17 protein-coding genes and 1 pseudogene are annotated in these 13,047 nt (G+C 43.7%); 4 read left to right on the top strand and 14 right to left on the bottom strand.

All coding sequences use genetic code 11. The annotated features are described in order from the left end of the window. Positions 1–202: 202 nt before the first annotated feature. From sigG to D1155_RS06410, 12 genes and pseudogenes are all read right to left on the bottom strand, one after another. On the bottom strand, positions 203–976 hold the full coding sequence (gene sigG, locus D1155_RS06465) for an RNA polymerase sporulation sigma factor SigG (RefSeq protein WP_161880230.1): 774 nt from the start codon (positions 974–976) through the stop codon (positions 203–205). Between the two features lie 174 nt (positions 977–1,150). Beyond that, a complete protein-coding gene (sigE, locus tag D1155_RS06460; protein ID WP_160201570.1) occupies positions 1,151–1,858 on the bottom strand; it encodes an RNA polymerase sporulation sigma factor SigE in 708 nt (235 codons plus the stop codon). 82 nt (positions 1,859–1,940) lie between these two features. Further along, positions 1,941–2,687: pseudogene (locus D1155_RS15790) on the bottom strand (sigma-E processing peptidase SpoIIGA); the annotation flags it as partial. 89 nt (positions 2,688–2,776) lie between these two features. Then, on the bottom strand, positions 2,777–3,034 hold the full coding sequence (locus tag D1155_RS06450) for a hypothetical protein (RefSeq protein WP_160201568.1): 258 nt from the start codon (positions 3,032–3,034) through the stop codon (positions 2,777–2,779). 12 nt (positions 3,035–3,046) lie between these two features. Continuing rightward, complete coding sequence (locus tag D1155_RS06445) at positions 3,047–3,187, bottom strand: hypothetical protein (protein WP_160201567.1); 141 nt, start codon at positions 3,185–3,187, stop codon at positions 3,047–3,049. Between the two features lie 36 nt (positions 3,188–3,223). Further along, complete coding sequence (locus D1155_RS06440) at positions 3,224–3,469, bottom strand: hypothetical protein (RefSeq protein ID WP_160201566.1); 246 nt, start codon at positions 3,467–3,469, stop codon at positions 3,224–3,226. Next, a complete protein-coding gene (dapF, locus tag D1155_RS06435) occupies positions 3,466–4,293 on the bottom strand; it encodes a diaminopimelate epimerase (RefSeq protein WP_160201565.1) in 828 nt (275 codons plus the stop codon). The genes D1155_RS06440 and dapF overlap by 4 nt, the downstream gene beginning before the upstream one ends. Then, positions 4,290–4,688, bottom strand: coding sequence for a hypothetical protein (locus D1155_RS06430; RefSeq protein ID WP_160201564.1), 399 nt, complete (start codon positions 4,686–4,688; stop codon positions 4,290–4,292). The genes dapF and D1155_RS06430 overlap by 4 nt, the downstream gene beginning before the upstream one ends. Positions 4,689–4,875: 187 nt before the next feature. After that, the gene (lysA, locus tag D1155_RS06425; protein WP_160201563.1) at positions 4,876–6,156 is read right to left on the bottom strand and encodes a diaminopimelate decarboxylase; all 1,281 of its coding nucleotides are present in this window, start codon (positions 6,154–6,156) and stop codon (positions 4,876–4,878) included. Between the two features lie 20 nt (positions 6,157–6,176). Then, complete coding sequence (locus D1155_RS06420) at positions 6,177–7,097, bottom strand: LD-carboxypeptidase (protein WP_160201562.1); 921 nt, start codon at positions 7,095–7,097, stop codon at positions 6,177–6,179. A 17-nt stretch (positions 7,098–7,114) separates the two neighbouring features. Then, on the bottom strand, positions 7,115–7,648 hold the full coding sequence (locus D1155_RS06415) for a spore maturation protein (protein WP_160201561.1): 534 nt from the start codon (positions 7,646–7,648) through the stop codon (positions 7,115–7,117). Between the two features lie 12 nt (positions 7,649–7,660). Further along, positions 7,661–8,380, bottom strand: a complete 720-nt coding sequence (locus D1155_RS06410) for a nucleoside recognition domain-containing protein (protein ID WP_160201560.1) — start codon at positions 8,378–8,380, stop codon at positions 7,661–7,663. A 251-nt stretch (positions 8,381–8,631) separates the two neighbouring features. Between D1155_RS06410 and D1155_RS06405 the strand changes: the two genes are divergently transcribed. From D1155_RS06405 to D1155_RS06395, 3 genes are all read left to right on the top strand, one after another. Next, on the top strand, positions 8,632–9,102 hold the full coding sequence (locus D1155_RS06405) for a hypothetical protein (protein WP_160201559.1): 471 nt from the start codon (positions 8,632–8,634) through the stop codon (positions 9,100–9,102). Positions 9,103–9,373: 271 nt separating this feature from the next. Continuing rightward, entirely contained in the window at positions 9,374–9,982 is a 609-nt protein-coding gene (locus tag D1155_RS06400; protein ID WP_160201558.1) for a hypothetical protein, read from the top strand. 20 nt (positions 9,983–10,002) lie between these two features. After that, positions 10,003–10,572 (top strand): M15 family metallopeptidase, encoded by a 570-nt coding sequence (locus tag D1155_RS06395; protein WP_160201557.1) that lies wholly within the window; start codon positions 10,003–10,005, stop codon positions 10,570–10,572. Here D1155_RS06395 and D1155_RS06390 read toward each other — a convergent pair. Together D1155_RS06390 and D1155_RS06385 are read right to left on the bottom strand one after the other, a co-directional pair. After that, the gene (locus tag D1155_RS06390) at positions 10,565–10,753 is read right to left on the bottom strand and encodes a hypothetical protein (RefSeq protein ID WP_160201556.1); all 189 of its coding nucleotides are present in this window, start codon (positions 10,751–10,753) and stop codon (positions 10,565–10,567) included. The two genes, D1155_RS06395 and D1155_RS06390, sit on opposite strands and share 8 nt — an antisense overlap. Positions 10,754–10,758: 5 nt before the next feature. Beyond that, positions 10,759–11,709 carry a membrane dipeptidase gene (locus D1155_RS06385; RefSeq protein ID WP_160201555.1) on the bottom strand — a complete coding sequence of 317 codons (951 nt, stop codon included), beginning with the start codon at positions 11,707–11,709 and terminating at the stop codon, positions 10,759–10,761. A gap of 141 nt (positions 11,710–11,850) precedes the next feature. Between D1155_RS06385 and D1155_RS06380 the strand changes: the two genes are divergently transcribed. After that, a complete protein-coding gene (locus D1155_RS06380) occupies positions 11,851–13,047 on the top strand; it encodes a M20 family metallopeptidase (RefSeq protein ID WP_160201554.1) in 1,197 nt (398 codons plus the stop codon).

Raw genomic sequence — 13,047 nt, 5'->3', positions numbered from 1 at the left:
TGTTTCAATGCTTAAATAAAAAAATCCGCACCATGAGACCTCATTTCGTCATATATGGTGCGGATGTCGATTTTTTCTCTTGAAAAATGCACCTTTCAGGGTATTTTCAAGAAAAATGGTGCAGAACGATTTTAGTTCGATTTACTCAGCATATGCTGCTGCTTGCCGATAAACATCTAAAAGTATAAATATAATCTTAACTTTAAACATACTTTCTCATATACTTCAATGCATTCTTTTCAAGGCGGGATACCTGTGCCTGACTGATGGAGATTTCCTCTGCTACCTCCATCTGAGTCTTTCCTTCAAAAAAACGCATTTGTAAAATGTGCCGCTCTCTCTGAGAGAGTTTATTCATAGCTTCCGACAAGGAAATGTTTTCAATCCAGCGTTCATCGGTATTCTTCGTATCCTGCACCTGATCCATTACAAAAATTGCGTCCCCATCATCGTGGAATACCGGCTCAAAGAGAGAGACCGGTTCCTGAATGGAATCCAGAGCCAGCACTACATCTTCCCGTTCCACCTCAATATCCTCAGCAATCTCTGTAATAGATGGCTCTCTGGAAAGCTCATTAGAAAGCCGCTCCTTCGCCTGCAGCGCCTTGTAGGCAATATCCCGCAAAGAACGGGAAACCCTGATGCTGTTGTTGTCGCGCAAATATCTGCGTACTTCGCCGATAATCATCGGTACAGCATATGTGGAGAACTTCACACCGTGACTCAAATCAAAATTATCCAGCGCTTTAATCAGCCCGATACAACCTACCTGAAACAAATCATCGGGGTTTTCACCGCGGTTGTTAAAGCGCTGAATAACGCTTAGAACCAGCCTTAAATTTCCCGTAATAAATTTTTCTCTGACCTGTTCATCTCCCGCTTTGATTGCACGAAGCATTTCCTGCATTTCGGCGTCCTTGTACACCGGAAGCTTTGCCGTATTGACACCGCATATTTCAACCTTATTCGCCATGATTCCACCAGCCTGTTCTATCAAGATTTCCACTTCAATTGAAAAAATCCCTGCCGCACACATTTCTGCCGCTAATACTGATTTGCCGAAAATGCAAAAACGCAGCTGTTTCATCAATTAAAGTATGTATTTCCTATTCATAGCTTGCACTGGCAGGTGTAAAAAATGCCCAGCAATTTATCCCAGTTTCTGCACCTCTTTCTGCAGCCGCTCAATAATTTTCTTTTCCAGTCTGGAAATATAACTTTGAGAAATTCCCATGGCATCAGCTACTTCCTTTTGGGTCATCTCTTTACCATTTTTCAGACCGAAGCGCATATCCATAATCTGCTTCTCCCGCTCATTTAACTTTGTCATCGCATGATACAAAAGATTCCTGTTTACTTCTTCTTCCAGTCTGGTGCTGACGATATCATTTTCCGTTCCCAGAATATCAGAAAGCAGCAGCTCATTGCCATCCCAATCCACATTGAGAGGTTCGTCAAGAGATACCTCGCTCTTTCGTTTCACATCCCTGCGCAAATACATAAGAATTTCATTTTCAATGCAGCGAGACGCATAGGTGGCTAGCTTTATGTTCTTATCTATTTTAAAAGTATTGACGGCTTTGATTAATCCTATCGTCCCAATCGAAATTAAATCTTCGACATTTATCCCCGCATTTTCAAATTTCTTGGCGATATACACCACCAGACGCAGATTCCGCTCGATAAGTACCGCCCTCGCCTCCTGGCTCCCCTTGGCATACTCCTGCAGCATTTTCTGTTCCTCGTCTCTGGCAAGAGGCGGTGGCAGCACATCGCTTCCCCCTATGTAAAAACACCCGCGTCCCGAAGTTCGAAACACTCTCTGCAAAAACTCCCTGATCGTCCTTAAAATCTGCATAAATACCCCTTTCCAGCATACTTTCCGGCAATAGTATCTGTCCGTTTCCTTTTCCCCCTGATAAAAATTCTTTTCCCTCGCAAACTGCCAGAACCGGTTTTTTTACAGTCTGCGAAAGAACTGTCAAGGCATCAATTCTATAGCCGTCCAGCACTCCTTTTTCTGTTCCTACGGTGTGGTACGGCACGGCGGTATACCTCGCTTGCGGCATTTCCATGGTCTGCAGCAGTTTTTCCATGACCTCTCTGCGCACCACAGCTACCGGCTTTCCTGTAAACGGCTCAGAAAGAAAATTCCCCGAATCAATAAATCCCGTCAATTCCCAGCTAACCTCTCCCAGCTGCAAAATTACCGTAACTTCCGTCCTCATCTGCCTTCTTCGCTCCTTTACAAGACTTAGTACCAGCCTAATGAAAAGCGCCCCAAAGGATGCTGCCGCCGTTATCGTCATATAGGTTGCAGCCGGCATATATACGCCTCCTGCGGAAACCGCCCCTTCCCAGGAAAACATACTAAGAAAGGCAATAGCTACACCGCCGTAAAGGATTGTCACTGTGAAAAAAAGCGCCCCCAAAAGCAGCACCCTTTTCATAGACTTTTTCCCAAAAGCAAGCAGTGAAATCAGCAGCACAAATCCCATTTTCCCAAGAAATCCAAGCAGGGGCGATACTGTTATAAACATAGTAAAGGCGTACGCCCCGCAGCACAGACTGCACAAAATTCCCCGCAGAATTCTAAATGGCTCCCCTGCCGCCTTTGCAGTAAAATACAGTATAATCCCACCTGTTATAAAGTTCTCTAAAAAAAGATATTCCCCATAAACGACCAATAAAAAACGCCTCCTTCGCCGGTACTTATCAAGTATAGCGAAAAAGGCGTGTAAAATTTGTCAAAATCAGTCGTCAGAGAAAAATATTCTTATATAATTCCCCGCGCACCTAACACAACCAGCGAAATGCCCGCTGCAAAAACCAGAATAAGATAAACTGCCACCATGCATTTTCCCTTGCGGTGACGTTTCATTTCGCGCTCAGCTTCCTGCCTGCGTTCCTCTTCTGTCATAGCACTCTCGCGTGCTTTCTGCGCCAGATATTCTTCTGTACCCTTTCTGACAGAAGCCTTGAAAAAAGCATCCTTGTCCATCTTCCTAAATGCATTTTGTATGTATTCCCGCATAATTCCTCCCGCTTACACGCCAATAAATTCTTTACAAAAATTGATAAATTCCCCAAAACCAGCCGCAATGCCATATAGAATCTCCGCCACCATAATAAGCGCAAAGAATGCAAGTATCGTCCTCCCGATTTTCCATCTCTTTGAATACTTCATCCCCTATACCTCCTTTAGGTCTGATTCCGCCAACAGCTACATAATCTCTTTTAAAGAAAACGCAATTAATAGAAGTACTCCCGCAGCAAACAGCATCAAAATCAGCTTCCCTTTGACCTTTTCCCAGCGCTCAACGTCCTCGATTTCCTCTCTGGAACGGTAATCATGTTTGCGGCGCTCTACATACTCTGCAACTTCCTTATTAGAGTACTCCTTTGCTGACTTCCAGCGATTTTTCTTCTTTAACTGTTTGATATACTCTTGCGTTTCCCTATTGCTCATAGTTCCGCCCTTTCTCCCTCATAAACAATAACCGCCGGACCGCTTAAGTAAAGGTCTTTTACCTTGCCTCCCTCTCTGATTACATCTACATAAAGAGTGCCTCCAGCCATCTCTACCGCCGTGTGGTCGCCGGAAACCAGTCCCTTCTCCGATAAAACGGTCACCACAGAGCCTGTTCCCGTTCCGCAGGCATAAGTAAAGTCCTCTACGCCCCGTTCAAAGGTACGTTCAAAAATCGTTCCATTCTCTGTGATTTCATAAAAATTCACATTAGCACCCTTGGACAAATCCGGATGCTCCCGCAGCGCTTTTCCAAGTTCCCAAATCGTCGCAGGTTCCGTCTTTGCAAGACCCGGATACTCCACCACCAGATGAGGGAGTCCCGGATTTCCAAGCTCCACATAGGCAGTATTCCAAACATTACCGAGGGCATTCAAATTCACATCAAGAGACAGCTTTGTCACATCGTTTAAGCGAATCTGATAATCCATAGCAGAAAGCCTCTTGCCATAAACTGGTCCCGCTGTGGTTTCCACAGTCATGGACTCTCCTGCGATACCCTTTTCATAGCCGTATTTGCAGATGCATCTTGCTCCGTTTCCGCACATTTCGCCGATAGAGCCGTCAGCATTGATAAAAATCATGCCGAAGTCGCCCCCTGCTTTGGGCTCTACAACCGCCATCAGACCATCTGCTCCCACCGCCATTGCCCGCGGGCAAAGAGTTCTTGCTATATCACAAAGGGTTTCCACAGGCAAATTCAAAGTTCTGTTATCAATGACGATAAAGTCGTTGCCTGCGCCCTGCATTTTCGTAAATTTCATTCTGCTGCCTCCTCTTTCATTGCTAAACCTTTAAGCTCCGCGAGAGAAAGCTCTGCGCCTTCAAGTCTGCGGTTTTCATCACTTCTTACAGAAATTCCAACCGTCTCAACCTTGATATAAACCGTTCGGTTTTCCTTTCCTTTAAACTTCTTAAACTGCCCTGCCATAGTTGCCGTAGTAAAGGACAAGCCTGTCACATCTGACTGTGCAGCCTTCATCACGCTGCCGCAAGCCGGACACTTAAAATAGTATTCTCTGTCCAAAAGTTTCCACTCATCACGAGTCAGCCACTTCGGATTTTTTTCTTTACAAAATGGACATATCGTAAAAGTCGTATCCGCAAAACGCTGCGGAATATCATACATACTTGCCGTGTCACGTTTAAAATTACCCATACGTTTCTCCTTAATTGCAGTATAGCATATGTTTCCTTAGAGTTGCAAGAAAAACTGCTGCTTTACCACATTGAAAGTTTTCTATCATTTCTTCAAAGAAGTTCAATCTCCTAAATAACAAAAATAGGAAAGGCAACCGCAAAGAAAGGATTGTTTCGTTACGGTTGCCCTGTGTTTTACATTTACATTAAAGCTGTTCGTTCATCAGCATATCATCATAAGACTGACGTTTCACTACAACGCGGGACTGTCCGTCACGGACGAATACCACTGCAGGAATCGGGTTCTTATTATAATTGCTTGCCATAGAGTATCCATATGCGCCTGTGGAATAAATGGCAAAGATGTCTCCTGTTTCCGGAGTCGGAACCTTTAAGTCATGAATCAGAATATCGCCGGATTCACAGCATTTTCCGCAAACCGTTACAGTTTCAGTTTTTTCAGCGTCTGCCTTGTTTGCGATAACGCCGGTATATTCCGCCTGATAAAGCGCCGGTCTGATATTGTCAGTCATACCGCCGTCAACAGAAACATACTTTCTGATGTCTCTAATATCCTTAATGCTTCCGATGGTATAAAGACTAACGCCGGCTTCAGCAACAATGCTTCTGCCCGGTTCGATGACTACCAGCGGTTTAGGCAGATCTTTTTCTGTAAACCACTTATCAATTCTTTCCATCATTGGGTCAAGGAAATAGCTGTACGGCGGTCGTTTCTCATCTACATAAGTCACGCCAAATCCACCGCCCAGATTGAGTTCCTTTACTGTTTCTCCATAAGTGTCTTTAATTTTTCCAGCCAGTTCTAAGATGATTTCCAGCGCCTGCAGATGGGAATCATTATCTAAAAGCTGAGAACCCACATGGAAATGCAGTCCATAAAACTCTACATATGGAGAATCGATTGCGGCTTTTATCTGCGGCATAATCACATCGTCATCGAGAGGAATTCCGAATTTGGAATCCTTCTTTCCGGTGACAATATAGTCATGACTGCTGCTTTTCACGCCAGGAGTTACTCGGAAGAGTATTTTGATTGTCTTATCCTTCTCCTTACAGATTTCTTCAATCATTGCAAGTTCAGAAAGTCCGTCTACAATAATTCTTCCAATTCCATACTCGACAGCAAGTTCAAGCTCGCTGCGCAGCTTATTATTTCCATTAAATTCAATGCGTTCAGCAGGAAAACCTGCTTTTATTGCGGTATACAGCTCACCGCCGGATACCACGTCTACACACATATTTTCGTCTTTTACCAGTTTAGCCATTGCCAGAGGGAAAAAAGCCTTTGCCGCATAGGCAACTCTTGTTCCTGGATATTTCTCCACGAAATCTCTGCGCAGTTCGCTAAATCTGTTTACAATATCGCGCTCAGAGTAGACATACAATGGTGTGTCATACTTCTGCGCAAGCTCTACAGTGCTGCATCCATCAATGTATAATGTATGCTCTTTTATTTCTCTCACCATTATCTTGCCTCTCAATTCTGCTATCTTTCTACCTTAAAAACTATACTCTTCTTTTCTGCGTCCATGGTGCAAAGTGCACCCATCGGAAGTGTCATCATCGGCTTTCCATGTCCTGACTCTACATTGTACATTACAGGAATATCAAGGTCCTCAAAGATTTCTTCCAAACACTTATAGACATCATAGGCTGGGCATTCTTCATTGACAATTTTCGTAAACTGTCCCAGAATAATCCCCGCGCAGTCTGCCAGCTTTCCGGCATTCTTTAAATGGTACGTCCATTTCTCAATCTTTGTTACAGGCTCACAAACCTCTTCGATGAATAAAATCTTACCCTTCGTGTCCGGTTCATAAGGCGTTCCAATGGCGGCAGAAAGGAGGGAGAGATTCCCTCCAATCAATCTGCCGGATGCCTTACCTGTTTTCATGACGTCTATTTCACAGCCCTTTGGATTGCAGAATTCAAATGTATCTTCTGCCTCCAGCGCTGCAAAAAATGACGCTTTTGTTTCTTCATCGAAACTATCTACCATATTGGAAGATACCATAGGTCCATGGAACGTAACCAAGTCACACTGCTGATTCAGCGCAAGGTGTAAACTGGTCACATCGCTGTAGCCTACGAAAACTTTTGGATTCGCTTTTACCAAATCAAAATCTATGTACTCCATAGCACGGCTTCCGCCATCGCCTCCGCGAATACAGAAAATGCCGTTCACTTCGGGATCTGCGAACATCTTATTGACCCATTCGCCACGAGTCTTGCCGCTTCCTGCCATATATCCGCCATAATCCTGGTCTAAGTTATCTGCCAGTTTTACCTGAAATCCAAGGTCTTCTACTGCCTTTTTACACTCTGCAACTCTATCAGTTCCAATTGCGGAACTGCTGCAAATCAGACCTACTGTATCACCTTTTTTTAATTTTTTTGGGTAACGCATTTGTATTTCACCCTCTATTAAAACCACATGATGTTAACAATCAGAGTTGCTGCAATCAGGGATGCCAGGTCACCTAAAAGACCAGCTGCGATAGAGTGTCTGGTGTTGCTGATTCCTACAGAACCGAAGTATACAGCTACTACATAGAAAGTGGTTTCAGTAGAACCCAGTGCAACAGAGGCAATTCTACCAATCTGGGACTGAGTACCGTACTGCGCTAACAGGTCTGCCATCATACCTTCTGCACCGCCGCCGGAGAAAGATCTCATGATTGCCATCGGCAGAACTTCAGACGGTAAACCGATTACGTTAGTTACAGGAGCAAGCAGGTCGCAAATGAAATCCATTGCACCGGATGCTCTGAACATACCGATAGCACAAAGCATTGCTACCAGGTAAGGAATAATCATAATGGCTGTTGAAAAGCCTTCTTTTGCGCCTTCTGTGAATACAGAATATACAGGAACTTTTTTACAAATTGCGTAAAAGGCTACCAGTGCAACAACAACTGGAATCGCCCAAATGGATATCGCTTCTAATACTGCTGTCATGTTCTTACCTCCTTAGAATGAAACTCTTCCGCCGTCTTTAGAGCTAACGGAAACATAATTTTCCGGCAGAACAATCGGATTGTCGCCGATGTACTCTTCGTTGATTTCCAGAGTGCCTGCTGCCATTTCCTTTTCGATTACGTTTTCCCACTTCCATCTCTTCATCTTCTGGAATAAGATAGTGCAAGTAACACCCACGATAGTGGAGATAGCGGTTGCAATGATAACCGGTGCGATAATTTCAGCAGCGCCCTGTGTCTGTACTGCAGAACGAAGACCCATAGCGGTTACCGGAATCAGAGTAATAGAGGTTGTAGAAATTGCCATCAGCATGCACTGTGCATTAGTAGCAATGCCCCTAGTAGGGTTTAATGTCTGCAGTTCAGCCATCGCTTTCAGACCAAACGGAGTAGCAGCGTTACCGATACCTAAGATATTAGCAGCGAAGTACAGAGCCATTGCCGAGTTAGCAGGGTGCTCTGCCGGAACTTCCGGGAACAGAAGGCGCATAACTGGTGCGATTGCTTTACCAAGCTTTTCGCAAAGACCTGCTCTTTCCATTACTTTCATCAAACCGCAGAAGAAAGTCATGATACCAATTAAATCTAGTGCGATATCAACAGCAGTCTGTGCAAAGTCGAAGACATTGTTCAGAACTGCCTCAATGTTACCAGTTACGCCGCCGGCAATAACTGCGATGACAACAAATGCCACCCAAATGTAATTCATCATAATTAAATATCCTCCTTCAAAAATGCGTATAGGTACTACACGATTCTTAATAATTGCTGATTTAAATTTCATTTCAAAGTTCTATGGTACAGTCTGCAGCCTTTCATAAAACTAAGAAATAATTCTTAAATCACTTGGCGAAAATCTATAGAGCAATATTCATGCCAATTCTTTTCATTCAGGCACGATTTTTGCTTGTATATATGCTTGGAAGGAAGCTTCCAGCAAAACAAAATAAAGGAGATCATTTCATGCAAGGACATTTTTCAGTCATTAATAAGCGGGGTTTCATCACCTCCTGTATATTAATCTTTATCAGTATTTTAGGATTTGCGTACAGCCTTTTCAGACAGGTAGGCGGCGGCTCTAAGCTGTGGATTGTACCGCTTATCCTTTTTGCCTGCTTCGCCCTAATCAGCCTTTTGATTCTTCGCGGCGTCGCTACTGCAGGTGTCGATGTACAAAACGGTCAGGTGATATTTGCCGCCGCAGGTGGAAATGGGCTCAGAGCACCGCAGTTTTCCCTGTCTGACTTAGAATCCGTTCAGCTTTACAACAGCGATGGTCCCATTGCAAATCCGGAAAGTTCCGTCCTTGCTGGAGCAAAGGTCGTCTTTACCACCAAAAATGACCAGCAATTTGTATATTATCCTGTAACGATTACATATAAGCAATTTCTTAATCTGAAGCAGGGACTTACTCAGCTTCAGTCACTATTATAAAATATTTCTATTTTTTAAATCTGACCTGCAAATCGCAGGTCTTTTTCTTACAATTTTTTACAATACTCTCCAAAATAGTCCTATATTTAGAACTTATAATCCGTAAATCCGGACAATTTCATAATTAACACTGTTGCAATCCTCATTTCAGGAAGTTTTTTTAGGCATGATTCTTGCTACTATTATCATAGTATAGAACTATATGCTGTTTCATCAGGAAATAGCACTCGGCTTTTTATATAGGAAAAGCCCAAAGAAAGGATCAATCATTATGTACAAAATTCAGTATCATTACACCAATCTTGCCAAGCAGGTTTTATTCGGCGTATGCTTTGTCTATGTCCTGCTTCGTTTTTTGATTATGGCAGAAATTATTATCTTCAAGATTGACGGTTATTACCAGGCGACCAACATTCCATTAACTATCGTTATGTATCTTGTAATCTTTGCCCTGATTATCTTCCTCTTCAGAGGTCACAAGTACTGCTACAGCACCTATGACGAAAAGCAGCTGACCTACCATAACAGTCTTTTGAAAAGAAGCCGCAGCTTGGATTTTTCAGAAGCGCAGGTTGCTGTATTTGACACCAAAGGCGTCAGCTTTTACGCAAAAGACGGAGACAACTTTGAAAGTGCGGAGCCAATCTTCTTCCTGCCCTTTTTTAGAGACGGAAAAATCGAAGCCATACAGATTAACAAGTTTTACAAAATGTTAAAGGAATTGCCCGGCATGCGTGTTATCAAGCGTTTCCACGTTCTTCCTGGCTACGAAAAGAAATGGAATTTTGTCACTATCGCATATGGCTTTCTCGCAGTCATCGTATTTATGAACTGCGCTACCCCGCTGACCGTATGTATCGTATTATTACAAAATCACTAAAAAAGGAGACTATAAAGAAAATGCAGCAATATGGAAATTTAGTAAGACTTTTGGACGTAGACCCGGATTTCATCATCGAACTGGTCTACGCAACAGCAGATAATTTTACAGGCAGCATCGTCTATGATTCTCCTGAATGCTATATCGATGTGGATACGGCTAAGCGCCTGATTATTGCCAAGAATTTAGCAAAGAAAGATGGCTACCGCATGAAAGTTTGGGACGCATTCCGCCCAACAAGCGCCCAGCAGCGATTTTGGGATTTGCTTCCCGACAATGACTTTGTCGCCTATCCACCGGACATGGAGACCATTACAGAGTTTAAGAACTCCCACATGAACGGTCAGTGCGTTGACGTAACCTTAACGGACATGGATGGTAATGACATCCTCATGCCAAGCGCTTTTGACGACTTTACAGAAAAAGCCCGCCTGGATTGTCAGACGACTTCCGGCGAGGCTCTTAAAAATGCTACATATTTGCGCGACATCATGGTTCGCGCAGGATTCAGTCCTTACAGCGGCGAATGGTGGCATTTCTATGATAGAAATTCAGTACCAGTAAGATACACAGAGACTATCCCTAGATAGTCTCTGTTTCATTTTTGTTGTCATTTCCATTGTCTGCCCGCATCTGTTCCTGCTCCATGCAGGCTTTCGCCTTGGCACTTTTCTTTTCTAATAAGTTCTGCATCATGCTCTTGTCATGGTTCTTCATGATATATACAAAAGACAGTGCAATAATCCCAAGGCCGATGAGGATTTTAATCATTAAAATTACCTCCCGATTACGTCTTTTAAAACGCGCAGTGCATTGCCGCTGCTGATTAAATCGATTTCATCACAAGTGAAGTGTTTCTCCATAGCGCCGATTAATTTACCAAAGCCAGCATAGTTCACCAGTTCACCGTTATCATCAATTCCATCAAAGTCGGAGCCGAATCCGATAGCTTCAATACCAGCTTTATCTCTCATGTACAACAGGTGCTCCACAATCCAGTCGATTTTCGGTGCTTCTTCGTCATCTTTTAAAAACGGTCCATTAAAGTTTACACCGACAACGCCGCCTGCATTACCCAGAGTTTTCAGCTGATCATCAGTCAGGTTACGTCTGTGGCTGCAAAGGGCTCTAGCACAGGAGTGAGAAGCAACAAACGGCTTCTTGCTGTATTTTGCAACATCGTAGAAACCACCTTCGGACAGATGAGATACGTCGATTACCATGCCAAGACGGTTCATTTCCTCTACTACTTCAATACCAAACGGTTTCAGACCGCGCAGGTGTTCTTCCTGATTGTCGCTGCTTGGAAAACCAACAGAATTTTCAAAGTTCCACAGAACAGTCAAAAGTCTTACTCCCATATCGTAAACTTCGTGAAGTCTTTCCATTTTTCCATCCAAGAATACACCGTCTTCGATGGTCAACAAAGAAGATAAAATACCCTCTTCCTTGTTTTTCATAATGTCTTCCACAGTGTAAACCGGTCTGATGTGTGCCTTGTTTGCTTCCATAACCTGCTGATAACGAGCGTACATCCCCTTGATGATATCATAGGAATCCATGGTTTCCATCTCGCTTCTGGATATGTACATGGCAAAAAACTGCGCTAAGCTGTCGTTCTGCTTTAATAACTCTATGTTGATGGAAAGGTCAGCATTATAAAAATCCAGTTCCGGCTTTCTCCATGCTTCAAGAAGTGTGTCGCAATGCATATCTACTATTTTCATTTTATCTTCCTCCATTTATTATACATCTATCATATACTAAAAGCAAAAATTGTGCCACCTTTTTATATCATAAGAATTGTATCGGCACAAGACTTGCATAAGAATAGTAATCAGAAAAGAAAACTGATTACGGAGGGTTCCATGAAATATACAAGTGAAGAAATCAAAAACAAAGTAAATTCAGTCTATGACGAAGCTGTTTCACTGCGCCGTCATCTGCATATGTATCCCGAACTCAGCGAGCAGGAATACGAAACCAGCCGTTTTATCTGCGAGCAGCTAGATAAAATGGGGATTCCTTACGAAAAGGATATTGCAGGCTGCGGTGTCTCCGCCGTTATCTACGGCAAGAACAAAACCAAGGGTGTGGCACTGCGTGCCGATATCGATGCGCTTCCCATTACAGAAAAGGTTGAAATCCCATTTAAATCGAATAATCCTAATATTATGCACGCCTGCGGCCACGATATTCACACCGCAATCCTTCTTGGCACAGCAAAAGTTTTAAACGATATGAAGGAAGATTTACCCGGATCTGTTAGACTTCTGTTCCAGCCTTCTGAAGAAACCATCGGCGGTGCTCGCCAGATGATAGAAGCAGGCTGCCTGAATGAACCAGCTATTTCCGCAGTTTTGGGACTTCATGTAGACTCCGGCACCGATGCTGGCAGCGTAGAATTTATTCCTGGCTCCATGAACGCCGCGTGCAGCGAATTTTTCGTTACAGTAAAGGGAAAATCCTGCCACGGTGCACACCCTAACGATGGCATTGACGCCCTGCTTCCTGCCTGCACCATGGTATCCAGCCTGCAGTCCATCATTACAAGACGAATCGACCCAGCTGAATCGGTGCTGATTACCGTAGGAAAATTCAACAGCGGCACCAAAGAAAACATCGTCTCTGGCGAAGCTGTTTTCTCCGGCACCATGCGCGCCCTAGATATGAAAAACATGGATAAGCTGCGAACCTACCTCAAAGAACTTTGCGAGGGAATCGCTGCTTCCTACGGTGCAAGCTGCGAAATCAGCTTTTCCGGCAGCTATCCAACGCTGGAAAACGACCCGCAGCTCTTCGACAGCGTGATGACAACGGCCAAGGAAATGCTGGGAGAAGACAAGGTAAAATTGACTGTAAAGCCTAGCCTGGGTGCTGACGATTTTGCTTTTTTCTGTCATGAAAGCCGCGGACTTTACTATAATATCGGTATCAGAAAACCTGGAGAAGACTTCGCTCACCCGATTCATAGCGAGCTGTTTCACCCGGATGAGGAATGTATTCGCACAGGCATGCTGGTGCAAATCGCCAGCGTACTGAAAATTTTAGAGGAGGAAGCATAA

This window comes from Anaerotruncus sp. 80 (assembly GCF_009936115.1).
Taxonomy (GTDB): domain Bacteria; phylum Bacillota; class Clostridia; order Peptostreptococcales; family Anaerovoracaceae; genus Senimuribacter; species Senimuribacter intestinalis.
The sequence above is the reverse complement of the archived record's forward strand: the minus strand, read 5'-3'. Positions and strand labels throughout refer to the sequence as shown.